Origin of the sequence: Brevibacterium oceani, from assembly GCF_017948325.1 — a bacterium.
Lineage (GTDB): Bacteria > Actinomycetota > Actinomycetes > Actinomycetales > Brevibacteriaceae > Brevibacterium > Brevibacterium oceani.
This window is the reverse complement of sequence record NZ_CP072846.1, coordinates 83,074-105,758: the sequence shown is the minus strand read 5'-3', so window position 1 is coordinate 105,758 and position 22,685 is coordinate 83,074. Positions and strand designations below refer to the sequence as shown.

The 22,685-nt window shown below is 65.7% G+C and carries 21 protein-coding genes; 10 read left to right on the top strand and 11 right to left on the bottom strand.

From position 1 onward, the window contains the following. Positions 1-15: 15 nt before the first annotated feature. A complete protein-coding gene (gene eat / locus J9314_RS00465) occupies positions 16-1,452 on the bottom strand; it encodes an ethanolamine permease (RefSeq protein WP_181274177.1) in 1,437 nt (478 codons plus the stop codon). A 172-nt stretch (positions 1,453-1,624) separates the two neighbouring features. On the opposite strand from eat, the gene J9314_RS00460 reads away from it, so the two are divergent. Both J9314_RS00460 and J9314_RS00455 read left to right on the top strand, forming a co-directional pair. After that, positions 1,625-2,467: a FadR/GntR family transcriptional regulator gene (locus tag J9314_RS00460; protein WP_246490538.1), complete on the top strand. Its 843-nt coding sequence runs from the start codon at positions 1,625-1,627 to the stop codon at positions 2,465-2,467. A 104-nt stretch (positions 2,468-2,571) separates the two neighbouring features. Then, entirely contained in the window at positions 2,572-3,387 is an 816-nt protein-coding gene (locus J9314_RS00455; RefSeq protein ID WP_210603968.1) for a MerR family transcriptional regulator, read from the top strand. A gap of 170 nt (positions 3,388-3,557) precedes the next feature. On the opposite strand, the gene J9314_RS00450 is transcribed toward J9314_RS00455, so the two are convergent. Continuing rightward, positions 3,558-4,010 carry a DUF2871 domain-containing protein gene (locus J9314_RS00450; protein WP_210603962.1) on the bottom strand — a complete coding sequence of 151 codons (453 nt, stop codon included), beginning with the start codon at positions 4,008-4,010 and terminating at the stop codon, positions 3,558-3,560. A gap of 145 nt (positions 4,011-4,155) precedes the next feature. Between J9314_RS00450 and J9314_RS00445 the strand changes: the two genes are divergently transcribed. After that, positions 4,156-4,641 carry a hypothetical protein gene (locus J9314_RS00445; protein ID WP_210603960.1) on the top strand — a complete coding sequence of 162 codons (486 nt, stop codon included), beginning with the start codon at positions 4,156-4,158 and terminating at the stop codon, positions 4,639-4,641. A 32-nt stretch (positions 4,642-4,673) separates the two neighbouring features. Here the strand turns inward: J9314_RS00445 and J9314_RS00440 are convergent, their stop codons facing one another. Beyond that, positions 4,674-6,110, bottom strand: a complete 1,437-nt coding sequence (locus J9314_RS00440) for an 8-oxoguanine deaminase (protein ID WP_246490537.1) — start codon at positions 6,108-6,110, stop codon at positions 4,674-4,676. A gap of 384 nt (positions 6,111-6,494) precedes the next feature. Between J9314_RS00440 and J9314_RS00435 the strand changes: the two genes are divergently transcribed. After that, complete coding sequence (locus J9314_RS00435) at positions 6,495-8,105, top strand: nucleobase:cation symporter-2 family protein (protein WP_210603958.1); 1,611 nt, start codon at positions 6,495-6,497, stop codon at positions 8,103-8,105. A 39-nt stretch (positions 8,106-8,144) separates the two neighbouring features. Here J9314_RS00435 and J9314_RS00430 read toward each other — a convergent pair whose 3' ends face one another. The 4 genes from J9314_RS00430 to J9314_RS00415 all read right to left on the bottom strand — a co-directional run bounded on the left by J9314_RS00430 (position 8,145) and on the right by J9314_RS00415 (position 13,328). Further along, positions 8,145-10,247 (bottom strand): HNH endonuclease signature motif containing protein, encoded by a 2,103-nt coding sequence (locus tag J9314_RS00430; protein ID WP_210603951.1) that lies wholly within the window; start codon positions 10,245-10,247, stop codon positions 8,145-8,147. 309 nt (positions 10,248-10,556) lie between these two features. After that, complete coding sequence (locus J9314_RS00425; RefSeq protein ID WP_210603949.1) at positions 10,557-11,234, bottom strand: HAD family hydrolase; 678 nt, start codon at positions 11,232-11,234, stop codon at positions 10,557-10,559. 137 nt (positions 11,235-11,371) lie between these two features. After that, on the bottom strand, positions 11,372-12,121 hold the full coding sequence (locus J9314_RS00420; RefSeq protein WP_210603947.1) for a M50 family metallopeptidase: 750 nt from the start codon (positions 12,119-12,121) through the stop codon (positions 11,372-11,374). 97 nt (positions 12,122-12,218) lie between these two features. Beyond that, positions 12,219-13,328: an ABC transporter ATP-binding protein gene (locus J9314_RS00415; RefSeq protein WP_210603945.1), complete on the bottom strand. Its 1,110-nt coding sequence runs from the start codon at positions 13,326-13,328 to the stop codon at positions 12,219-12,221. A gap of 263 nt (positions 13,329-13,591) precedes the next feature. Between J9314_RS00415 and J9314_RS00410 the strand changes: the two genes are divergently transcribed. The 3 genes from J9314_RS00410 to J9314_RS00400 are packed head-to-tail and all read left to right on the top strand — an operon-like array spanning position 13,592 to position 16,676. Next, positions 13,592-14,833, top strand: a complete 1,242-nt coding sequence (locus J9314_RS00410) for an extracellular solute-binding protein (RefSeq protein ID WP_210603943.1) — start codon at positions 13,592-13,594, stop codon at positions 14,831-14,833. Next, on the top strand, positions 14,830-15,747 hold the full coding sequence (locus J9314_RS00405; RefSeq protein ID WP_246490536.1) for a carbohydrate ABC transporter permease: 918 nt from the start codon (positions 14,830-14,832) through the stop codon (positions 15,745-15,747). Before J9314_RS00410 ends, J9314_RS00405 begins: the two co-directional genes overlap by 4 nt. Beyond that, the gene (locus J9314_RS00400; RefSeq protein WP_210603941.1) at positions 15,747-16,676 is read left to right on the top strand and encodes a carbohydrate ABC transporter permease; all 930 of its coding nucleotides are present in this window, start codon (positions 15,747-15,749) and stop codon (positions 16,674-16,676) included. Before J9314_RS00405 ends, J9314_RS00400 begins: the two co-directional genes overlap by 1 nt. Positions 16,677-16,735: 59 nt before the next feature. Here J9314_RS00400 and J9314_RS00395 read toward each other — a convergent pair whose 3' ends face one another. Then, positions 16,736-17,836: a Gfo/Idh/MocA family protein gene (locus J9314_RS00395; protein ID WP_210603940.1), complete on the bottom strand. Its 1,101-nt coding sequence runs from the start codon at positions 17,834-17,836 to the stop codon at positions 16,736-16,738. Positions 17,837-17,982: 146 nt separating this feature from the next. Between J9314_RS00395 and J9314_RS00390 the strand changes: the two genes are divergently transcribed. Genes J9314_RS00390 through J9314_RS00380 form a run of 3 tightly spaced genes read left to right on the top strand, consistent with a single transcriptional unit; the run spans position 17,983 to position 20,363 of the window. Continuing rightward, the gene (locus J9314_RS00390; protein WP_246490535.1) at positions 17,983-18,876 is read left to right on the top strand and encodes a PhzF family phenazine biosynthesis protein; all 894 of its coding nucleotides are present in this window, start codon (positions 17,983-17,985) and stop codon (positions 18,874-18,876) included. Continuing rightward, a complete protein-coding gene (locus J9314_RS00385) occupies positions 18,873-19,886 on the top strand; it encodes a methyltransferase family protein (RefSeq protein ID WP_210603936.1) in 1,014 nt (337 codons plus the stop codon). The genes J9314_RS00390 and J9314_RS00385 overlap by 4 nt, the downstream gene beginning before the upstream one ends. A gap of 45 nt (positions 19,887-19,931) precedes the next feature. Continuing rightward, the gene (locus J9314_RS00380) at positions 19,932-20,363 is read left to right on the top strand and encodes a YdeI/OmpD-associated family protein (protein WP_210603934.1); all 432 of its coding nucleotides are present in this window, start codon (positions 19,932-19,934) and stop codon (positions 20,361-20,363) included. A gap of 163 nt (positions 20,364-20,526) precedes the next feature. Here J9314_RS00380 and J9314_RS00375 read toward each other — a convergent pair whose 3' ends face one another. From J9314_RS00375 to J9314_RS00365, 3 genes are all read right to left on the bottom strand, one after another. Then, a complete protein-coding gene (locus J9314_RS00375; RefSeq protein ID WP_246490534.1) occupies positions 20,527-21,000 on the bottom strand; it encodes a VanZ family protein in 474 nt (157 codons plus the stop codon). A gap of 92 nt (positions 21,001-21,092) precedes the next feature. Continuing rightward, positions 21,093-21,530 (bottom strand): VanZ family protein, encoded by a 438-nt coding sequence (locus J9314_RS00370; RefSeq protein WP_246490533.1) that lies wholly within the window; start codon positions 21,528-21,530, stop codon positions 21,093-21,095. A 65-nt stretch (positions 21,531-21,595) separates the two neighbouring features. Then, a complete protein-coding gene (locus J9314_RS00365) occupies positions 21,596-22,672 on the bottom strand; it encodes an NAD(P)-dependent alcohol dehydrogenase (protein ID WP_210603932.1) in 1,077 nt (358 codons plus the stop codon). Positions 22,673-22,685: the final 13 nt, after the last annotated feature.

Genomic DNA, 22,685 nt, shown 5'->3' with positions numbered 1-22,685 from the left:
GGCGGATCCGGCGGGTTATTTGAGGTCCTTCTCCGCGGCTTCGATCTGTGCGAACTCCTCTTCGGGGGCGCTCGCGACGAGGTGGTGGCGGGAGTAGAACCAGAAGTAGGCGAGCGCGATGAGGAAGACTCCGGCGGCGATGCCCGCGGCGAGGATGTCGACGAAGAAGGTGGCGATCACTGCCACCGAGGCGAGCACGAGGGCGATGGAGGTGGTCACGACGCCGCCGGGAGTCCGGTAGCCGCGGGGCAGATCGGGCTCTTTGAAGCGCAGGCGGATGTGGGAGAGGTTGAGCAGGACGTAGGAGACCGTAGCGCCGAAGACGGCGACGTTGAGGAGGACTCCGCCGTTGCCGTCAACGGCGATCGCGAGGATGAAGCCGATCGTGCCGGGGACGATGAGCGCGAGCACCGGGGTCTTGCGCTTGCCTGTCAGGGACAGCCACTTGGGCAGGTAGCCGGCGCGGGAGAGCGCGAACAGCTGCCGGGAGTACGCGAAGATGATCGAGAAGAAGCTCGCGATGAGCCCGGCCAGGCCCGCCCAGTTGACGAAGGTCGCCAGGGCCGAGTTCTCACCGTAGATCGTACGCAGAGCCTCGGGCAGAGGATTGTCGGAGACTCCCATCGCCGAGGCGCCGGCGAGTCCCGGGACGAGCGTGAGCATGAGTGCGCCGAAGACGACGAGGATCGCCATGGCCGTGATGATTCCGCGCGGCATGTCCTTCTTCGGGTTCGCCGATTCCTCCGCGGCGAGCGGCACGCCTTCGACGGCGAGGAAGAACCAGATCCCGAAGACGAGGGAGGCGAGGAGACCGGAAATGCCCATCGGCATGAACGCGGATGAGCCGAACGAGCCGGTGGGTTCGATGTCGAAGAGGTTGCTCGCATCGAAGTGGCCGACAGCGGCGACGACGAAGACGACGAGGGCGATGACCGCGACGGCGGTGATGACGAACATCAGTCGCAGCGCCTCGCCGACGCCCCACAGGTGGATTCCGATGAAGACCGCATAGGCGACGAGGTAGATCGTCCATGTCGGCACCGATTCGGGGAGGATGCCGAGCGCCTGGACGTAGCCGGCGATGAAGGTCGAGATCGCGGCCGGCGCCATCGTGTACTCGATGAGGATGGCCATGCCGGTGGCGAACCCGCCGAGCGGGCCGAGTGCGCGCCGGGCGAATCCGTAGCCGGCCCCGGCGGTCGGAAGTGTGGAGGAGAGTTCGGCGAGGCCGAAGACCATGCACACGTACATCAGCCCCATGAGGAGGAAGGCGATGAGCAGACCGCCCCAGCCGCCTTCGGCCAGTCCAAGGTTCCAGCCGGAGAAGTCTCCGGAGATGACGTAGGCAACGCCGAGTCCCGCGAGGAGGATCCAGCCGGCGGCACCCTTCTTCAGCTGCCGCTTCTCGAGGTAGTGCTCATCGACATTGCCGTATTCGATGTTCTTGCTCATGGCTGCCCCTCGGGGTTCTCGATGATCGGTGAGACGGTGAACGAGACGTTCAATGGATCAAGTTCATACCATTGACTGAGATCGAATGTAATCTGGACCACAATCGACTGTCAAGGATTTTCTGCTTGGATGGCAGGAGACGAGCGGCAGAAAGCCAGTGAAGGAGGCAGCAGTGGAGCACGGTGAGAGCGGCGGTGAAGAGGTGACCGCGGCGCGTGCCGAGGGGACGAACCCTGTGGCTGCGCCGTCTTCAGCCGCAACCGCCACGCCCACTTCAGGGCCCGCGGCCGCACCTTCCTCCGGGTCGGCCCCCGCCCACTCGCGGGGCAATGTCTTCGAGCACACGATCGCGGCACTCCTCCGCGCCATCCGCCTGGGCCAGTACCTCGTCGGCGACAAGCTTCCTGCGGAGCGTGATCTCGCCGCCCGGATCAAGGTCTCGCGGGCCACGCTCCGGCAGGCGCTGAGCGAGCTCCAGACCGCGGGCATCGTCACGGTCCGACGGGGTCGCTACGGCGGAACGTTCGTCACGAGGCTGCCCTCTGCCGGCGACGACGCGACCGAAGGGAGCATCGATCCCGCCGAACTCGACGATGCCGTGCGGTTCAGGCATGTGCTCGAAACCGCCGCCGCCCGAATCGTCGCCTCGAGGACTCTCCAGTCCGCCGAGGTCGAAGCGCTCACCACGGCGGAGAGCGAATGTCGGGAAGTGTTCGGGGCACCAGGTGAGAGCGCCGAGAAGTTCCGCGCTCTCGATGCCCGCTTCCATCTCAGCATCGCCGAGCTCACGCGGATCCCCTCGCTTGTGGCCGCCTCCGCGAGCACCCGTGACCGGATCAACGCCCTGCTCGATCGGATTCCGTTCATCGAGACCAATGTCGAGCACTCGTGCGCCCAGCACGGTGAGATCCTCGATGCCGTCCTCGCCGGAGATCCCGAGCTGGCCGCGGAACTCGCCGCTCAGCATGCGGAGGGAACGGAACAGCTCCTGCGCGGATTCCTCGAACACCAGTGACCGCCGCGCTTGCCCCCGGCACTCGACTTTGCACTGACACTCGCTCTTGCATCTGACACTGTGGCAGGTGGGTAGATGGTGTTGACGGCGAAGGAGTGGGGACTATGAAGATCGGTGACTTCTCTCGGCTCGGGCAGGTATCCGTGCGGATGCTGCGCCATTACGAGTCGCTCGGCCTCCTCATCCCACAGGCGGTCGATGAGTTCACCGGCCATCGACGCTACGGTGCGGGGCAGCTGACGCGGCTCAACCGCATCATGGCGCTAAGCGCCCTCGGGATCCCACTGCGGTCGATCGCCGGAGTGCTCGACTCCGAACTGAGTTCGAATGCACTCATCGAGATGCTCCACCGACGTCGTCATCAGCTGCTGGCCGAACAGACGGCGGCAGTCTCCGCGCTGGCCGAAGTCGATTTTCGGCTGGCCCTCATCGAAAGGACGACCATGGACCACCCAGACTGCATCATCAAGGACCTGCCCCCGGAGAGGACTCTCGGACGCACGGTCCTCCTCGGCGAACCTCCGTTCGACACGGCCGAGATCGGCCCGCTGTTCGACTCTGCGGCAGACGCGATCACCGAGGCGGGAGGGGTGCCGACCATGGCGGTCGGCATCTACGCTGAAACGGAGTCGGGAACCGAAGTCACCTGCGGATTCCGCACCAGCCCTCCAACAGCGGACAGCGCTTCCGCGAGCGGCGACAGCGGCAGTGGACCCGAGCTCGACATCGGCGAGCTGCCGTCGTGCACCGCGGCGACGCTCATCCACGAAGGTTCGATGAACCGGATCGGCGCCAGCTGGCAGCATCTGGCCGAATGGGCCCTCGCTCAGGGCTGGGAACTCGTCGGACCATGCCGCGAGGTCTACCTCGAAACCGGTCCTGACTGGATCGTCGAGCTGCAACAGCCGGTGACCCGATAGCGGCGGAACCTCTCTGCTCGCTCGTTCAAGGCGAAGCGCACCCGTCGACCGGTGCACCGATCGATGAGTGCGCTTCGCCTTGAACGACCCTGTTATCACCCTGGACCCGGGCCGCCTCGGCGAAGGTGTTCCCTTCGGCGAAAGTCCCGACTCACCGAGTTGCCGGAAGATTACCGGGCAGCCGCAGCCTCGATGCTGGGCGCTGCCGGTTCGGCCGCGCCGACGACCTTCCTGCGCAGGGCGAGGAAGAACAGGACGAGGCTGACGGACAGGGCGATGTGTCCGAGTCCTGCGATGCCGGCGATCATGGCATTGGACTCTTCGCCGAGGACGGTGAGCGAACCGTGCCAGACCATCATTCCCGCCGTCAGGACGACGCCGGCGTTGTAGAGCCAGAAGAACCACGAGAAGAGCTTCGTCCCGGACAGTCCGAACACCTTGTCGAGCGCAAGGACGATGAGGAGGACGATGAATCCGAGCGTGAGCACGTGGGTATGCACCACGCCGAGCTGAGTGAAGTCGCCTTCCGGGAAGTCGTTGGCCTTGGTGAACTCGCGGTAGAACAGACCCGCGAGGACACCGATGATCATGTATGCGAATGCCGCGTTGAATATCTTCTTCATGCTTCCACTTCATCAGGATCCGCCCCCGCTTTCCTGACCCGCAGGATTGAACTCCGTCCCCAACTTTCGATTGATGTTCGGCTTCACACCCGCAGAAGCGCCGAATCAGGCGGAATCCGGACCGTTGCAGGGTTAGCCTGAAGTCATGTCCATGGAGAATCTGTTCTCGAAGATCGACCGCATCGCCGGCGGCAGTAAGGCCGGCATCATGGTCCCGGCCGAAGGCCTGTCGCATCCGAAGACGAAGCGGGCATTCGCCTGGATCACGTGGCTGCTCGTGTTCGAACTCGTCCTCGGCTTCGGGGCCGTGGTCTACGCGATCATCATCGCCAAAGCCGGAGAACCCGTCCCGTTCGCCGTGTGGATGCGCACGATCGTCGTTCTCGGCATGACCGCCACCCTGTTCTACTTCTTCTGGCGCGCGACGAAGGGTCTCTACTGGGGCTACCAGCGTCTGCGCCTGTTCACGCAGATCTTCCCCGTCATCACCCTCGTCATGGCCGCGATCCCCGGCCTCTACCCGGTGTGGATGATCACCGAGCAGATCGTGTTCAGCCTGGTGATGATCGGCGTCGGCGACTTCCTCACCGGCGATCACCTGCGCGAAGTGTTCAAGAAACCCGAAGACTGAGCGACCGCGCTCCACCTCTGCGACGAGGCCCCTCAGCCCGCAATGAGGCGGCGTGCCTCCTCCTGGTGGGCGGCGATGAGGGCCTCCTTGTCGAGTTCGACCCCGTCCGCACCGATCGCGTGGCCGTCGAGGACCCGCCACCTGCCGCCGACCATCACCCGGTCGGCCTTCTCCGCACCGCAGAGCACAAGCGCGGGGATCGGATCGTGCGCACCGGAGAACGCGAGACCGTCGAGGCGGAACATCGCGAGGTCGGCCTGCCGCCCGATGCCGATCGTTCCGATGTCGTCGCGGCCGAGCGCGGCCGCCGATCCCTTCGTCGCCCAGTCAAGGACCCGATCGCAGGTGACCGCCTCGGCACCGTAGCGCAGACGCTGGATATAGAGGGCCTGGCGGACCTCGCGGATGAGGTTCGAGGCATCGTTCGAGGCCGAACCGTCGACGCCGAGGCCGACAGCCACTCCCGCGTCTTCGAGCTCGACCGCGCGCGCGATGCCTGAGGCCAGGCGCATGTTCGAGGTCGGACAGTGCGCGACGGAGGCTCCGGCGGCGCCGAGGCGGCGGATCTCCTCGTCGTCGAAGTGGACTCCGTGGGCCAGCCACGCACGATCACCCAACCAGCCGACGGATTCGAGGTAGTCGACGGTGCGCAAGCCGAAGCGCTCCCGGCAGAAGTCCTCTTCGTCGATGGTCTCGGCCAGGTGCGTGTGGAGGCGGACATCGAGTTCGGCCGCCAGCGTCGCACTCTCGCGCATGAGTTCGGTGGTCACGGAGAACGGCGAGCAGGGGGCGAAGGCGATCTGGATCTGCGCGCCGGCACCGCGTTCGTGATGGGCCTCGACGAGGCGGCGGGAATCGGCGAGGATCACCTCGGCGTCCTGCACGGTCTGCTGCGGAGGCAGGCCGCCGTCCTTCTCACCCAGCGACATCGATCCGCGGGTGAGCATCGCCCGCATGCCGAGTGCGCGGACGACCTCGACCTGGATGTCGATGGCCTCGTCCATGCCCGTCGGGAACAGGTAATGATGGTCGGCAGCGGTCGTGCACCCGGATTCGAGGAGTTCGGCCATGGCCACGGTCGTCGCTAGCTCGAGGGCGCGCGGGGTCAGCCTCGCCCACACCGGATAGAGGTTCTGCAGCCACCCGAACAGCGGCAGATCCGCGACCGGGGCCCAGGCCCGGGTAAGGGTCTGATAGAAGTGATGATGCGTGTTGATCAGGCCCGGAGTGATGACGTGCTCGGAGGCGTCGACGATCTCGGAGACCGATTCCGCTCCGCCTTGGGGTTCGCCGCCGGCCGGGATGAGTTCGACGATGGTTCCGGTGGTGCGATCGACAACGATCCCACGCGCGGCGAGATTCGGATCGGCACCCGCGCCGAGGTGGACGACCAGAGGATCACGCAGCCACAGCCGCGCGGCCGCCTCGTCGGATGGAATACCATCCTGGGTCATGTCATTGCTGGTCATTGTGTCGCCTTTCGCTGCTCGAACCGTACGCTTCCGGTGAGTGGCGACAGGACTGGGGCCGACCGCCACCAGCTCAGGTTTTTCGGCGTCTGCTGCTCCGCCGTTCGATGACTCGAAGACCCGCCTCGGGATCGATAAGCTACCCCCGGGTACGAGTCGCATCGACAGACGTGTACTCTAGCATGTGCCCCAGGTCACGAAAATGCCTTGCGGTGAGAATGGTATTCCTTTAGAGTTTTGCGATAAGGAAAATACTTTTCACATATTGGAAGATCGATCCCTCGGTCGCCGCGGTGCCCACTCACCGACACTGATGCTCGACAAGTCAGGCAGAGTGCACGAGAGCACAACCATCACCCGAGGATGAGCTCAACGGAGAGATAGATGTCGGTATCCCAGCAGTCACCACAGAACAAGCGGGCGTCGTCGGCCGCGAAGAAGTCGCGCAGGCCCGAGGACGAGCGGCTGCCCGTCGGCAGCTCGTTCGCCTACGGGCTGCAGCACGTCCTCACGATGTACGGCGGCATCATCGCCGTGCCGCTCATCATCGGCAAGGCCGCGGATCTCGATGGCAACGGCATCAGCGTGCTCATCGCGTCGTGCCTGTTCATGGGTGGTCTGGCGACCATTCTGCAGTCGGTGGGAGTGCCGTTCTTCGGTTCTCAGCTGCCGCTCGTCCAGGGCGTCTCCTTCGCCGGCGTCGCCACGATGACGTCGATCCTGGCCGGCGGTGACGGATTGCCAGCGGTCTTCGGTTCGGTGTTGGTCGCCTCGGTGATCGGTCTGATAGTGGCACCGGCCTTTGCGCTCATTGTGAAGTTCTTCCCGCCGGTGGTGACGGGTACGGTCATCACGACGATCGGCCTGTCACTCATGCCCGTCGCTGCGGGATGGGCGATGGGCGGGGATGCGGAGGCCGCCAACTACGGCAGCATGCGCAACATCCTCATCGCCGTCGGCACGCTGGCCGTCGTGCTCGTTCTCAGCCGGATTCCGGTCGCGATGGTCTCACGACTGTCGATTCTGCTGGCCATCGTCATCGGCACGATCGGCTGCCTCGTGTTCGGCTGGGCCGACTTCTCGCATGTGCTCGATCGTGGTGTCTTCGCTTTCCCACAGCCGTTCGCCTTCGGCATGCCGACGTTCTCGGCAGCTGCGATCATCTCGATGTTCATCGTCATCATCGTCACCTTCGCCGAGACGACCGCGGACATCATCGCCGTCGGCGAGATCGTGAAGACCAAGGTCGATTCGAAGCGCATCGCGTCCGGGCTTCGCGCCGACATGCTCTCTTCAGCGGTCTCGCCGGTCTTCAATTCGTTCACGCAGTCGGCGTTCGCTCAGAATGTCGGTCTGGTCGCGATCACCGGTGTGAAGTCACGCTTCGTCGTCACAGCCGGTGGTGCGATCCTCGTGATCCTCGGTCTGCTGCCCGTGATGGGCGGAGTCGTCGCAGCGGTGCCGTCGCCTGTGCTCGGCGGAGCGGGCATCGTTCTCTTCGGAACCGTTGCCGCCTCGGGCATCCGCACGCTCTCGAAGGTCGAATACGAGGGCAATCTCAACATGATCATCGTCGCGGTCTCGCTGGCGTTCGGCATCATTCCTGTCGTCGAGCCCGACTTCTACAACTCATTCCCGTCGTGGGTCGGCATCATCCTCCACTCCGGCATCTCCTCGGCCACGCTCATGGCCGTGCTGCTCAATCTGGTCTTCAACCACATCGGTGTGAAGGCCAAGGACCGTTCGGATCGTTCGGTCTTCGTCGCCGGGACCGGTCGAGTCATCCGCAAGGAGGAGCTGCAGAGGCTGATCGACAACGAAGCCATCCTCACCGAGGGCGACACCGTCAAGGACGGCCGGATCATCGACGGCAACGGCGAAGAGGTGCCGGTCGTCACCGACGAACAGCATGAGAAGGTCATCGAGGCGGCGAAGAAGGGCGAGGTCCGGAACCAGGACGACGTCCGCCGCCTGATCGAGGAGGACGAAGGCTAGCCGCCGAAAGGTGCTGGCTGGGCAGACCGGTGCCACCTGTCAGAATGGCGGCGGTTCGTCCCGATCCCATCGGGGATCCCGATTCTCGTCGGCCGCTCTCTGCGACCGCTGTGCCTGCCCTGTAAGGTGCTCCTCGACGGTGTCCATGTCAGCCACGGCATCGATGTCGGGGCACATTTCGGCTCCGGGCCCATCGTCTGCTGCAAGCAGATCGGGCAATTCGGCATAGTTCTCCACCTGCCGTGCATGCTCGGCGTTGATCGGGTTGTCCGGCGGGTACATCTTTGTCACGACACCGTGGCGGAAGGCGTACTCCACCGCTCCGTCATCGGTCGACCGGACCGAGAACCTGCGGTCGGTCTTCCTCTGGTGGTCGGCTTTGCACAGCGGGTGCGTGTTCTCAAACGTCGTCTGCCCGCCCCGTGCCGGATCGTCGTGATCGAAGGGGATGATGTGGTCGATTTCCGAGGTCTCGGCGCGACGGGTGCATCCGGGAGCCGAGCACGACTGCCATTTCGCCGTCAGAGGCGCGCGCACGTCGGCTGGAATGTAGTAGCTCTTCGAGCGGGCGTCGATCGGTGTCCCCGTCGCCGGGTCCGTGAGGATCCGGTGCCAGGTCGGACTCTGAGCGGCCAGAACTCGCGCCGCTTCAGGCGGCACCGGGGAGCCGTCCGAGAACGTTCCCGGCAACTCCGAGCGACCGATCGCAGTGAGGTAGGGCACCGACACCATCATCTTCGCTTGTTCCCTCACCCACTGCCCATGAGTGGGCATGACGAGCTTGATGATCGTCTTGACCTCGGCGCCGGCGGCTGCTGCGGCCTCAGCTTCGCGCTGTGTCGTCCGTGCCGTGGCGTCGACCGCGTCCGCCGTGATGGGGCCGGTGGAGTCGGTCGCGTCGAAGGCGAACTCCTTGGTGGTGGTCTCGCCGGTGGTCGTATCGTGCGCGTTCACCGCGATGACCATCTGCGGGGTCGCACGCGTGGCGATGTCGAACATCAGGGCGGCGATGCTGTCCTGCTCGTCCATTTCGGTGCCGCTGAGGTCCACGTCGGTGAATGCTGATATCTGGCCGTTGCGGATCGCGCGAGCGAAGGCTTCGATGCGCAGGTAGAACGCCTTGAGTTCCACGGCCGGGCCCATGAGGGTCACCGAGGCGGTGCCGTCGGAGTACGTGGTGATGTCGACATGGCGACGCTTGGAGGCGAGTTCGGTGCGATCGTCGACCGGGACGATCGCCGCGATCTTCAGGTTGAGAGACTTCCTGAAGGTCTCGAGGGTGATGTCCGCGCGACGCTCGGCCAGGTAGGCATCGAGGCGAGGAACGTATTCGAAGCTGACGTCCTTGACGGCTCGAGTCGCGGAGAGCACGTGCTCGATGGTGAACTCGCCCTGGAGGCAGCGGTCAAGGAACTTCGGCAGCCCGAACACGAGCGTGATCGCGTTCGTGATCTCGTTGTAAGCGCCGTCGCTCGTTGCTCCGAGGACAGCGGCCAGCTCGGTGACTTCCTCGCGGGCGGTCAGCTCGTGAGCCCAGCTGTTGAACGACTTGTGGAGCTGGAACTTCGGGAAGTTCGGAAGCGGTTCCGCCAGTGCGCCCGTCGTGGGCTCGGTCCCGGCCGGATCGGTCGTGCTGCCCGAGTCCGCACCTTCGGAGCCTGCCTCGTCGGAATCGACGACGGCCGAACCAGCGGCGGACGCGCCTGAGGCATCGATGTCGGCAGTGGTCTCAGCTTCGGCGTCGCCGGCAGCGTCGGTTGCGACCCAGGGATCGTCTTCGTCGCGCTTGTTCGTCCGGCCTCCGTCGCGGACCGCGAGGAACCGTTCGGCCGTCTGGGTGAAGGTCGCGTGGTAGTAGATCTCGTCGGCGGGGGCGTAGCGCAGGCGATCGAGGACTTCGGCCAGGAACAGGCCGGCGACGGCCTGGTACTCGGCGATCTTGGCGCCTGAGCTCAGGCGGGCGATGCTCGCGACCACAGCCATGGGCGAATCAGGGTCGACGTCGAGGCGGCGCGGCGAATCGGAGCCGACCACTGGACGGGCGGAGGGCGAAACTGCGGCCTCGTCGGCCTCTCCGGCGTTGTTGGAGGCAGGGTCGAGACCGTCGTCGTTCGGGTTATGGGGGTCCGGGGAATCCTTCATCGGTCTCACCGCCTTTCACGTCGATGTGAATGCCTTAGATCAATTCTACCTCTGAATCGAAGAAATGAATGTCACAATTCGATTACGAACAGAACTGTCTTTTCATTGAATGGTGTTTGCTGGTATTTGATGATTCGAGAGCCAGGACAGATTCGAATGATCGAGCAGTGCGAGTCATCAAACGATTCGCTTCATCAGACGCCTCGTTTCATCGGACGATTCGAAGTCGAATCAGCATCCCCCGGCAACCCCAGCATCCGGCGGCAATGCCAGCGCCACGTGTCGCGTACACACCAGCACCGATGAGAACTACTCGACCAACAGCCCTGGCAGCTGCTCCATCGACGTGAAGACCTCGGCGGCACCGGCCGACAGCAGAGTCTCGGGGCTCTGATGAACGGGTGAGTCCGGGCAGAATCCGAGCACATGGGATCGTGCGGCGGCACCGGCGATCACGCCGGTGGGGGAATCTTCGATCACGGCCGCCTCGGCGGGGTCGATGCCCAGCGCATCGGCCGCTGCCAGATAGACGTCGGGGGCGGGTTTCGAGCGTGGAAGCTCCATGCCGGAGAAGATCCGACCGTCGAAGGCGTCGAAGAGGCCGATCTTCCGCAGCTGGAGTTCGATCTTCGGTCGGTCCGCACTCGAAGCGCAGGCGATCGCTCCCGGGTAGACCTCGGCGATCCGATGGACGGCGTCCACGACACCCGGGATGGCCTGGAGCGAGGCTGCAAGCTCGGCGTTGCGCCTGCGGCGGAACTCATTCATCCACTCGTCGTCGATGCGATAGCCCGAGTGCTCCTCGATGACGTCGGCCTCATCGCGGAGCATCTTGCCGACGAAGCGCGCGATGCACTCCTCCGGCGTCAGCTGCCACCCGAGCTCGACGAGCATTCCGTGCAGGACACCGTTGGTGATGCTCTCGGAGTCGACGAGCACGCCGTCGCAGTCGAACAGAACGGCGGAGAATTTCGGGTGTGCGACCATGTTCTGATTGTGCCATCCGCCCCTGACGCCGCATCACAGCATCACGGCCACCCGAGCGAGCCGGCCGCACCCAGCTGAACGAGCCGGCCCCACGCCCGAGCGGGCCGACCCCGCCCGCCCGAGCGAGTCCTCGCCGCCTACACCCCGCCGACCGTGACCGCTGTGTACAGCACCCGGGCAGAGGCGAGCGCGCAGATGATGATGACCAGCGCGAACAGGGTCAGCCAGCCGCCGGCGGGGAGGCTCGACCCCTGCGCGAGGATGAAAGCGTCCGACTGCTGCACATGACGCCGGCGGGTGTGGACGCGGATGACCTTGACGAGGTCCTTGAGCGAGCCGATCGCCAGCCCCGTGCCGAGTGCCGCGACGAAGACCGAGATCCATTCGAGCGGCAGGAACACGACGACGAGCTGCGCGGCCACCGCCGTGACCACCGCGATCACCGCGCCCGCGAGGTTGCGGATGAAGATGAGCGCCACCAGCAGGATGAGCGCCCCCACCGACAGCGCCAAGGGCGCCCAGCCATAGACCGCCGAGGTGATGAGCACGAGCCCGAGCACGCCCGGTGCCGGATACCCCCAGAACCCCGCCCACGTGGCCGAGAAGCCGACCCGCCCGAACGAGTTCATCTGCCCGGAATGGTCGAAGTTGAGCGAGATCCCCTTGACCACGCGCCCCGTCATCAGCGCCGCGAAGGCGTGGCCGAGTTCGTGGACGAAGGTGACGAAGAGGCCGAAGAACCGCCAGATGCCCGGGGTCAGCGTGACGAGCAGGGGGACGCCGATGACGAGCACGAGCCGCAGAACGTCGAGCTCGAGCCCGTCCTGCCGCCCGAAACCGGAGGTGATCGCGTCCCACCACGTCGCCGCTGCCTGGTTGAAGTCCATAGCCGCTCAGTGTACGAAGAGACCCTGAACGACGCCCTCAGCCGATCGCCAGAATCACCTCAGTAGCGACCGCCCTGCCGTACTGCCTGCCGCAGTACTACCGGACCAGCCGTTCGGTCTGGGCGTCGAAGACGTGGACGAGCCGGGGATCGACTCGGAAGGTCATCCGATCCCCGCGCCGAGGTGTCCCGCCCTTGGTCAGGCGCGCGACGACCGGCTTCTCCCTGATCCGCAGGGGGTCCTGGTCGGGCGTGGTTCCGTACACGAAGGTGTCCGAGCCGAGTTCTTCGACCAGCGAGATCTCGAGCTCGAGCAGGTTCTCCCCCGCCGAGGCGGCTGTGACTTCGTCGTCCACGACGAGATCCTCGGGACGGATCCCGAGGACGATGTCCTCACCGGAATCCGGCAGGCCGTCGGGCAGGGCCACCGAGATCCCGGCGCCGACGGCGGTGCCGTCGGGCCGTCTCGTCGCGGGGATGAGGTTCATCGTCGGGGAGCCGATGAACGCGGCGACGAACAGGCTCGCCGGGGAATTGTAGAGTTCGCGCGGGGTGCCGACCTGCTCGACGCGGCCCTCATTCATCACCACCACGCGATCGCCCATCGTCATCGCCTCGGTCTGGTCGTGAGTGACGTAGACGGTCGTCACGCCGAGCTTGCGCTGCAGCGCCGAGATCTGCGCGCGCGTCTGCACGCGCAGCTTCGCATCGAGGTTCGACAGCGGTTCGTCCATGAGGAAGACCTGCGGGCGTCGGACGATCGCACGCCCCATCGCCACTCGCTGTCGCTGCCCGCCGGACAGGGCCTTGGGTTTGCGATCGAGGAGCTCGTCGAGCTCGAGCATGGCGGCCGCCTCGGCGACGAGCTCACGGCGGCGGTCCTTGGCCACGCCCGTGTTCTTCAGCGAGAACTCCATGTTCTCGGACACGGTCATGTGCGGGTAGAGGGCATAGGACTGAAAGACCATCGCGACATCGCGGACCTTCGCCGAGACGTCGGTGACGTCCTGCCCGTCGAAGAGGATGCTGCCCTCGGTCGGGAACTCGAGCCCGGCGAGCATCCGCAGGGTCGTCGACTTCCCGCAGCCCGACGGCCCGACGAGGACGAGGAACTCGCCGTCGGCGATCTCGAGGTCGACCTCGGACACGGCGGGCCGATCCGTTCCCGGATAGTTCAGCGCCACGTCGCGCAGAGACACATCAACCATGTTCGCCCTTCATCCTCTTCGTCGTCCTCGACACCGCGTCGTCCTCGACACCTGCAGACTACCGCAATTGAGCATAATAGTGACCGTGTAGCCGATAAACACGGCAATCCGATGATCGTTATTCAATCAATTACTGCACAAACACGATCTGACGCTTGACCTTGTGACTGCACTCACACCATACTTTCATTCATCACACAGTTCTGGTCAACGCTGACCGGCGGAACCCGGAACGCCGAGAAGACGGGAACAGAGAACAGACCATGAGAAGAACACGCACCCTCGCCGCCCTCGCCGCCACGGCAGCACTGACGCTGACCGTCTCCGGCTGCGGTTTCGGCGGGTCCGGATCCGACTCCGATTCCGGCAAGACCACCCTCGACTTCCTCGTGCCCACGTATTCGGACGCCACGAAGGGCCTGTGGCAGGACGTCATCGACGGCTTCGAGAAGGAGAACGAGGACATCTCGGTCAACCTCGAGGTCCAGTCCTGGGACAACCTCGAGAAGGTCGTGTCCACGAAGATCCAGGCCGGCGAGGCCCCGGACATCTACAACGGCGGCCCCTTCGCCGGATTCGCCTCCGACGAGCTGCTCTACAAGGCCGAAGACGTCACGAGCCCCGAGACGTACAAGAACTTCGACGAGGGCTTCCTCGACAACGAGACCCTCAAGGGCACCGCCTACGCCCTGCCGCTCATCGCCTCGACGAGGGCGCTGTTCGTCAACAACGAACTCCTCGACAAGGCGGGGGTGAAGGAAGCCCCGAAGGACTGGGACGAACTCCTCGACGCCTCGAAGAAGGTCTCCGAACTCGGCGGCGGCGTCGCCGGCTACGGCATGCCGCTGGGCTCGGAAGAAGCTCAGGCCGAGGCCGCGATCTGGCTCTGGGGCGCCGGAGGCAGCTTCGGCGACGAGAAGGAGATCACGATCGATACGCCCGAGAACCTCGAGGGCGCGAAGCAGATCAAGAAGATGATCGACGCAGGCGCCACCCAGGACGATCCGGGCTCCTCCCAGCGCACCCCGCTGCTCGACATCTTCGTCCAGGGCAAGATCGGCATGCAGGTCGGCCTGCCCCCGACGGTCGGTCAGATCGAGGACTCGAACCCCGACCTCGACTACTCGGTCGTGCCGATCCCGACGAAGGACGGCAAGCCGATGACCCTCGGCGTCGGCGACCAGCTCATGGCGTTCCAGAACGACGGGGACAAGGCCGAGGCGATCACGAAGTTCTTCGACTACTACTACGCCGATGACAACTACCTGCCCTGGGTCGAGGCCGAAGGCTTCCTGCCGGTGACGAAGTCCGGTGCGAAGGAACTCGCCGACGACGAGGACCTCAAGCCCTTCCTCGACACCATGCCCGACGCGCAGTTCTACCCCTCGACGAATTCGAAGTGGTCGGCCACCGACGGCGCCTTCAAGTCGACGTTCGGTCAGCTCGAATCGAAGTCCGCCGAGGATGTGCTGAAGTCGATCCAGGACCAGGTCGACCAAGGGTGAGCCCACGTGGAAGCCGCCGCGACCGCACCACGACCACGTGGCGCGACACGCTCAAGGCCCTGCCGTGGCTGGCCCCGGCGCTGATCCTCATCGTCGGGGTCGTGTTCTTCCCCGCCGGGCTGATGATCTTCAACTCGACCCGGGACATCTCGACGTCCGGTATCGACAAGGGCTCGGTCGGCTTCGACAACTACGCCGCGCTCTTCGCCTTCGACCAGTTCTGGCCGATCATCGTGCGCACGATCATCTGGGTCGTCGCCGTCGTCGGCCTCGCCGTCGTCATCTCCTTGGGACTCGCACAGATCCTGAACAAGGCCTTCCCCGGCCGGCAGCTCGTCCGGCTGGCCGTGATCATCCCGTGGGCCGCCTCGGTGGTGATGACGACGATGGTCTTCTACTACGGGCTCGAGCCGTACTTCGGGGTGGTGAATAAGTTCCTCGTCGACATAGGACTCATCGACAATCCGGCCGGCTACGGCTGGACGAAGAATCCGACGACGGGCTTCCTGTGGTCGATCGTCATCGCCGTCTTTGTGTCCCTGCCCTTCACCACCTACACCCTGCTCGCGGGTCTGGCCACGATCCCCCGGGAGACCATCGAGGCCGCCCGGATGGACAGCGCCGGACCCTGGCGCACCTACTTCGCCGTCATCCTCCCGCAGCTGCGCGGGGCGCTGAGCGTGGCGGTGCTCATCAACATCATCAACGTGTTCAACTCGCTGCCGATCCTCAAGGTCATGACGGGGTCGATCCCCGGCTACGGAGCGGACACGATCATGACGATGATCTTCAAGTACATCGAGATCCAGCACAAGGTCGATGTCGCGAGCGCCCTGTCGGTGATCGGCTTCCTCATCGTCATCCTCGTCGTCATCGTCTATGTCAGAGTCGTCAAACCCATGCAGGAGGTCTGATGGCCACGGACACGACCCCGGCCGCCACCCCGCCGCAAACCGCACGTCCTCACGCGAACGGTGCGCCGCCTCGGCGACGGAAGCGCTATACCGCCGACAAGGTGCCCATGGGCACCGTGATCGGGCGGATGATCGTGGGACTCATCGTCTTCGCGGTCTTCGTCCTGCCCTACCTCATCATGTTCTTCGGCTCGGTGAAGACGAAGTCGCAGATCAGGTCCGTCGAGCCGACGTACCTGCCGCAGGAATGGCACTGGGAGAACTTCGTCGACATGTGGTCGACGCCGGAGACCCCGCTGGTGCAGAACATGATCTCGACGGTGATCATCGCCGTGTGCGCGACCCTGCTCGTGCTCGTCGTGGCCCTGCCCGCCGCCTACTACACGGCACGGTTCAAGTTCCCGGGCCGGATGGTGTTCATGTTCCTGGTCATCGTCACCCAGATGCTGCAGCCGGCCGTGCTCACCTCCGGCCTGTTCCGGCAGTTCTCCCTGCTGGGGATGAACGACACGTGGGCGGCGATGATCGTCGTCAACGCCGCGTTCAACCTCTCCTTCGCCACCTGGATCATGCACTCGTTCTTCGCCGGCATCCCCAAGGAGATCGACGAGGCGGCCCGGCTCGACGGGGCATCCCAGCTGGCCGTCCTGTTCCGGATCAACCTCCCCCTCGTGTGGCCGGGGATCGTCACGGCGATCGTGTTCACATTCGTCGCCTGCTGGAACGAGTTCGCCGCCTCGCTCGTCATCCTCTCCACGGCCGGCAATCAGCCGATCTCCGTGGCGCTGACGAAGTTCGTCGGCCAGTACGAGACGAGCTGGCAGTACGTCTTCGGCGTCTCGATCGTCGGCATCCTGCCCGTCGTCATCCTCTTCATGCTCATCGAGAAGCGCCTCGTCGGCGGGCTGACCGCAGGCAGTGTGAAGTGAAGGCAGCGTGAAGTAGGAACGATGTGAAGCGGCGTCAGGGTGGGGTGGGACTTCCCCGCTCACACCTGATCGACGTCGACCCAGGACCGGGTCGCGGCCGATTCCAGCACCGCCTCGGTGACGAGGACCGCGCGGACTCCGTCGCGCAGGGTCGGCAGGCCTTCGGGTCGGTCGCCTGCGAAATGAGCGTAGGAGTCGGCGACGAAGGAGTTGAAGGCGTCCTGGTAGCCCTGCGGGTGGCCGGCCGGCACCGCGCACAGTCGGGCGGCGTCGGCGGCGAGCGCATCGGGGTCCCGGACGAGGAGCCGGCTCTCGGCCCGACGGCCGAGCCACAGCCGCTCGGGCTGCTCCTGGTCGAAGCGCATACTCGCCTCGGTGCCGGCGATCTCCACTGTCAGGGAGTTCTTCCGGCCGGGAGCGGCCTGGGAGATGAGCAGCGAACCGATGGCGCCGCCGGAGAACTCGGCGGTGATGGCCACGGTGTCCTCCGTCGTCACGGCGGCCCCGCCTCGGCGAGGGTGGACGGTCCGCGTCGTCGCCACGAGGGCGGCGATGCGGTCGCCGATGATGAATTCGATGAGGTCGACGAGGTGGGAGCCGATGTCGGCGAAGGCGCGCGAGGGGCCGCCGCGGGCGGATTCGACGCGCCAGTTCTCGTCCTCGGACCCCAGCAGCCAGTCCTGGAGGTATCCGGCGTCGACGGTGAGCAGCCGGCCGACCTCGCCTGCGCGGAAGCGGGCGCGGGCCTCCCGGACCATCGGATGATAGCGGTAGACGAAGGGGACGGTGCCCATCACGCCGGCCTCCTCGGCGCGGGCGAGGACGGCGCGAGCGGCCTGAGAATCGGTGGCCAGGGGCTTTTCGCAGATGAGCGCCGAACCGGAGTCGAGAACCCGCAGCGACTGCTCGGCGTGGACGTCGTTGGGGGAGCACACATGGACGACGTCGAGGCCGCGGTCGATGAGGCCATGCGCGGTCGCGGAGTGTGCGAATCCGAGTTCGGCCGCCGCCCGGGCGCTGGACGCCGGCGAGGAGGTGGCCACGGAATCGAGGACGGCACCGGCCGAGCGCGCGGCTCGACTGTGGACGCGACCCATGAATCCGCCGCCGAGGACACCGATGCGCAGTGCGCGACCGTCTGCTGAGACTTCTTCGACCATGCCTCATTATGCAGTCGCCGGTCGCGGCACGTCGACCCGGCCATGGGGCAATCCACGGCCGTTCCCGCCTGGCCCTTTACACTGGAAGACAGTGGTCGCGCAATCCCCCATTCGCAGCGCGTGCCACAACTCGCGAAGGAGTGTCATTGCCTCAACTACGACGATTCGCCCAGGTGGACGTCTTCTCCGCCGTTCCCTTCCGCGGCAACCCCGTCGCCGTCGTCCTCGAAGCCGACGGCCTCGATGACGAACAGATGGCCCGGATCGCGAACTGGACCAACCTGTCCGAGACCACCTTCGTCCTCTCCCCCACCGATCCCGCCGCCGACTATCGCCTGCGGATCTTCACCCCGCGCCGCGAGCTGCCCTTCGCCGGCCACCCGACCCTCGGTTCGGCCGCGGCCTGGCTCGATGCCGGCGGCACCCCGGCCCGGGACGGTCGGATCGTCCAGGAATGCGGTGCCGGGCTCGTCGATATCCGCCGAGGCGGCCCGGCCTCCCCGTCGGCCGAAACGCCCGAGACCCTGGCCTTCGCCGCTCCGAAGCGGCTGCGCACCGGGGAGCTCGACGAAGCGTATGTGGACGACATCGCCCGTGCTCTCGGCATCGACCGCAGCGAGATCCTCGACCATCAGTGGGTCGACAACGGTCCCGGTTGGGCGGCTGTCCGCCTGGCCAGTGCAGAGCAGGTGCTCGCACTCACGCCCGACTTCTCCGCGATCCCCGATGCCAAGCTCGGCGTCTTCGGCGCTCACCCGGAAGGCTCCGAGCACGAATACGAGATCCGAGCCTTCGTCCCCGGCGTCGGCGTGGGCGAGGACCCGGTCACCGGCAGCCTCAACGCCTCGGTCGCGCAGTGGCTCATCGGCGCGGGGCTCGCCCCCGATTCCTACACGACGACTCAGGGCACGGCGCTCGGTCGGGCCGGGGTCGTCTCGATCACGACGGAGGAATCAGCCTCGGCGACCACCTCGGCGGACCCAGCCGTCTGGGTCGGCGGCGCCACGAGCGTCTGCATCCGTGGGACGGTGACCGCATGAGCCGACATCTCACGAGTGTGAACAAGCCGAAGAAACGGCTGCGGATCTTCCACGGTCGCATGTACTTCGCCCTCCAGGCTCTCGCCGGTGCGGCATGGTGGCTGGGCACCGCGACGATCCCCGCGGTGCAGTCGGCGACGCTCGGCGGCATCGACCCGCTGCTGGTCGCCGTCGTCGACATCCCTCTCTTCGTCATCGCCTCGGCGCTGGCGGCCATGAACTTCCGCTGGGCCGTGTGGATCGCTGCGGGCTGGAGCGTGCTCGTCGGCCTCGGCATGGTCATCTATGCCACCGCCACCACCGAGGCGGGACTCGGTGCCGTGCTCATGATCCTCGCAGCGGTCGGCAGTGTGATCGCGGGTGCGCTCGTTCTGCTCGGTCGCGTACCCTCGGACTGGCTGCTCATCGGGCCGTTCGCCTTCCACAGTTCGCACACGCGGGTGCGTTCGCGCCTGCTCGTGCACACGACGATTCAGATCGTCGTGTTCTGGGGCGTGTTCCTCGTCATCATTCCGCTGCTCATCAACTCCTTCGAGGACCGGTGGCAGCTGTCCTACAAGTTCCCGATCCTGCTGGCCGTCGCAGGCTTCGCCCTGCTCGCGTTCTCCAGCGTCATCGGCGTGTGGTCGGCCCGGGCGATCGCGAACTTCGGTTCGGGCACCCCGCTGCCGTCCCAGATGGCGCACCACCTCGTCGCCCGTGGACCCTACGCCTTCGTCCGCAATCCCATGGCCATCGCCGGCATCGCCCAGGGAGTGGCGATGGGCCTGCTCATCGGTTCGTGGCTGGTCGTCGTCTACGCGCTCATCGGCTCGCTGCTGTGGAACTGGCTGATCCGCCCCCACGAGGAGGCCGATCTGTACGAGCGCTTCGGCGATGAGTACCGCGAATACGCCAGGCGGGTGGACTGCTGGTGGCCGCGGTTCTCCGGGACCTCCGGGTCCGCCCTTGCCGACGAGGCTCCTGCCGAGCAGGATTCTGCGCGGAAGGGCCTTGCCGACGAGGAGTGATCGGCCTACGCTCGAGCGATACCGACCACTCACCGAGGAGCACCCATGGTCACGTTCACCACTGAATTGCTCAGTCTGGGCAACAACGTCGGCATCGAGGTCCCCGAGGAGGTCGTGCTCGGCTTCGGCGTCGGCAAGCGGGTGCCGGTCATCGTCACGATCGAAGGGTATTCCTATCCGTCGACGACGGCGGTGATGGGCGGGAAGTACCTGCTCCCGCTGGCCAAGGAGCACCGCGAGAAGATCGGAGTGGCCGGCGGGGAGACCCACGACGTCACGCTCACCCACGACACTTCGAACCGGGAGACGCCCGTCCCCGATTCCCTCGCCGAGGCTCTCGCCGCCGCCGGGGTCCGCGACGACTTCGATGCGCTCGCTCCCTCGAAGCGCAAGGAGCATGTGCGGCAGGTGACCTCGGCGAAGGCCGAGGAGACCCGCGATCGCCGGATCAGGAAGATCGTCGATTCGCTGGGGTGAGCGGCGTCGGTCGGCCGAGTGATCGTGAGATCGTCGGTCGGCCTCTCACATTGCGCGTGCGCCCTGTCCTCATCCTTCGTCGTGGATGGTCCCCGCGCAGCCGTGGATGATCACCGCGCAGCCTCGGGTTCGCCGAGGGCAATGTCATCCCGGTCGTCGACACTTATGCCGCGACGAGTTCGCGGCGACCACCGCGCTTCGCCCTGCGTGGTTGCCACATCACCATGGCCGACAGCCCGAACAGTGCACCGAGGCCGGCGCCGAGGGTGTTCGTCACCAGGTCGCTGAGCGTGGCGAAGCGGGTCTGCGTGAGCACGGTACCTTGGAAGATCTCGATGGCCGCGCTGAGGCTCGCGCCGACGGCGAACCCGAGCCACCAGCGCCTGCGGCCGAAGTGGAGGGCGGCGAGGAATCCGAAGGGAATGAACATCGCCACATTGCCGAGCTTCTCGACCCGCTCATACGTCAGCCAGGATGTCTCCCGGTGCGCGGCGAAGAGGTCGAGTGCGTGCCCGATGAGAGTGTCAGGGCCGGTCCCCAGCTGCTGTGGGGTCATCGTGATCGCGGCGATGAAGAGGGTGTAGAGAACAAGAAGGGCCAGCGGCGCACCGATTGTGCGCTGATCTCGATCTGTCATCACGACCAACCTACGTGGCAATCCTTGGCGCATCCTCAGCTGCGGATGCGAATCCGATCAGGGATCGTCGCCGCAATCAGCGGACGTCGCCGTCACCGAACGACATGGTCGATGGGCACGTCGTCCCGCCTCGGCGGCCAGATGATCATGGCGATGAGCGCAAGCACGGCACCGATGCCCGCGCCGAGGCTGTTCGTCACGAGATCGCTGATCGTGGCGAAGCGTGTGGGTGAGAGCAGGGTCGCCTGCGTGCCCTCGATGAGGCAGGTGAAGGCGATGCCGGTGACCCAGCCGAGCCACCAGCGGCGGCGTCCGGCCTGGAGGGAGACGAGGAAGCCGAACGGGACGAACATCCCCACGTTCGCGAGCTTCTCGAGGATGTCATAGTCGATCCACGCCGTGAGGCGGTGAGAGGCGAGGAAGTCGAGCAGCCCCGCGATGAACGAACCGGGGCCCGTGTCCATCTGCTGGGGCGAGAGAGTGACGAGACCGATGAAGATCGTGTAGAGGATGAGCAGTGCCAAGGGCACCGTCCGCACACTCCTCCGCGCACCTGTCATCGGTCTCGTCACCTCATCTCAGTTCACGGCCTATCTCAGACGGCTTCGACCTCATCGAAGCTCGCGGTGTCGATGACGACGCGGAACTGCACGTCACCGGCCACGACTCGATCATAGGCGGCGTCCGCCTCGGTGACGGGGATCGTTTCGATCTGTGCGGCGATGCCGTGCTCGGCGCAGAAGTCGAGCATCTCCTGGGTCTCGGCGATGCCGCCGATGTTCGATCCGGCGATCGCCTTGGCTCCGCCGATGACCGAGCCGAAGGAGAACCGCTGCTTCTCCGGCGGCAGGCCGACGACGGCCATGACACCGCGCGGCTTCAGCAGGCGCAGGTACTTGTCGACGGGGATGTCTGCGCTGATCGTGTTGAGGATGAGGTCGAACTCGCCGCGGTGGGAGGAGAAGAAGTCGTCCTCCGTGGTTGCGAGCATCCGCGTCGCGCCGAGACCCAGTGCCGCCTTCTCCTTCTTCAGGGTGCGCGAGAGCACGGTCACTTGCGAGCCCATGGCCGCAGCGATCTGCACGCCCATGTGGCCGAGTCCGCCGAGGCCGAGCACGGCGACCTTCTTCGGCGCACCGTTCTTCTGTTCACCCGCACCCCAGCGGTTGAGCGGGGCGTAGGTGGTGATGCCCGCGCACAGCAGCGGGGCGGCGACGTCGAAGTCCAGCGCATCCGGGATCCGGCAGACGAAGCGTTCGTTGACGACGACCTTCTGGGAGTACCCGCCCTGCGTGATCGTGCCGTCGACGTCTTCGACGTTGTAGGTTCCGACGCTGCCGTTGAGGCAGTTCTGCTCCTGCCCGGCCAGGCATTCCTCGCATTCGCCGCACGAATTGACCATGCAGCCGACCCCGACGCGGTCGCCGATCTTCCAGTCGGTGACGTTCTCACCGACGGCTTCGACGACGCCGGCGATCTCGTGGCCGACGGTGAGCGGGAAGTGAGCCTCGCCCCATTCGTTGCGGATGGTGTGGATGTCGCTGTGGCAGATGCCCGCCGCCTTGATGTCGATGACGACATCGTCGGGTCGCGGATCCCGACGGTCGATCGTGGCCACACGGAACGGCTGGTCCGGTCCCGTCTTCTGCAGTGCCTTGACGCTGATGGGCATGAGCTCTCCTTGA